We start from the raw sequence: 1,748 nt of genomic DNA on the forward strand, positions 1-1,748 counted from the left end.
AGGGAAAAAAGGGAAAAAAGGGAAAAAAGGGAAAAAAGGGAAAAAAGGGAAAAAGGGTTACAGAGTCCTCCCAGCACCGCACGCAACCCGAAAACCGAGGAGGTAGTTGCCGACGCCGGGGTAGTTCCTGAAGCGGATGGCAGAACGACAGCCATAAGGGCTGAAGAACCAAGAACCGCCGCGCAGACACTTAGGATACTGAGAACGATTATCATTCTTGATAAACCACGCCGATCCATCCGTCGGCGCTCCGATATAGCTATCATGCCAACTGTCTTCGCACCACTCCCAAACATTGCCACTCATGTCATAGAGTCCCCAAGCATTGGGCTTTTTCTGACCCACAGGATGAGTTGGGTTGCTGTTTGCGATTAGGCGTTTTTGATACTTATCCCAATCCATGCCAACTTCCTGCCAGATCCGAGCCGCATCAATATCAATCACTTGTTTGCCGCTATTGTTTCCATACCACCCATAGTCCCCTAATTTACTCGCATCATCACCAAAATAAAAGCGAGTGGTAGTTCCCGCACGACAAGCATATTCCCATTCCGCTTCTGTGGGGAGACGATAGGTTTTCCCGGTTATTTGACTCAATTTCTGACAAAAGGCTTGAGCATCGTTCCAACTAACCTGTTCTACCGGATTTTGGGGATTGTTTTTAAAGTGAGAGGGATTGGTTCCCATTACTGCTTGATATTGTGCCTGAGTCACTGGATATTTCCCGATCGCAAAACTGTTGACTTTAACTTGGTGTGGAGGCTTTTCAGATTCATAGTCAGGAGAACCCATGAGAAATTGACCTGCTGGTAAGCTCACCATCTCCAGTGTGACTCGATTGGGTAGTTTTTCGGTAAATGGAGTAGGTGAAGCAATTAGGGGTATTGGTGAAACAGGCTTTTTGACTGCTGCCGGTGCTGGTGGAGGTGACGGGGGAGAATTCCATCCCACAGGTTGTAAGGCATTTAAAACCTGTTGTGCTGTCCATCTTTGTCTTCTATCTTTTTGCAAACACCCTTCAATAATCTGTTTAAACTCTTTCGGTAAACTAGGAATTTGTAGCTCACAATTCATCACCTTTGCCATTAACTGGTGAATATCATTATTAAACTTATAGGGAAGTTGATTAGTCGTCATTTCGATTAACATAATACCCAATGACCACAGATCCCAAGCTGATGAAATATCACCCCTAAAGGCTTCGGGAGGCATATAAATAATTGTACCGCTATTGTGGACGGTTTGAGTGTGGCTTTTGTTATTTAAGGTTCTAATTAAGCCAAAATCTGCTAACTTGTATTGTTGATTAACCTTGAGGATATTACCCGGTTTTAAATCTCGATGGACTTTATTTTGTCCATGAAGATAATTTAAGCCTTGGGCGACTTGAGCAGTAATATTTTTAATCTCATCCGCTGACAAACCGCCTTTGGCGATGTGATTTTCTAGGCTACCCTGTGCCAATTCCATCACTAAATAAAGCATCTCCGTATTGAGAAAAGTAAATGGGAGCATCCCACTTTTGCAATAAGCAATTGTACTTAGATGTGAAATGCTTATATGGCAAGCCTTTTCGGGAGTTCATAGATTTTTAACGGTTCTCTAAATTGTGTGATTGGAACCAGAATCGTTATACTAAATCCGGTTATTAAAGACTGATTATTTATTCCCCCTTTTGCATGAGTGCCTTTTGCCTGTCTTCATAAGTAGCCTATACTCAACGGATTTAGTATAACTTCTGCTGATCA

General features: G+C 42.9%; 1 protein-coding gene. It reads right to left on the minus strand.

Going from position 1 to position 1,748, the window contains the following annotated elements:
• Positions 1–57 precede the first annotated feature (57 nt).
• Entirely contained in the window at positions 58–1,515 is a 1,458-nt protein-coding gene (locus PX636_RS11880; protein WP_288117319.1) for an SUMF1/EgtB/PvdO family nonheme iron enzyme, read from the minus strand.
• Between the last annotated feature and the right edge of the window lie 233 nt (positions 1,516–1,748).

This window comes from Microcystis sp. M53598_WE2, assembly GCF_030067735.1.
GTDB classification, from domain to species: domain Bacteria; phylum Cyanobacteriota; class Cyanobacteriia; order Cyanobacteriales; family Microcystaceae; genus Microcystis; species Microcystis aeruginosa.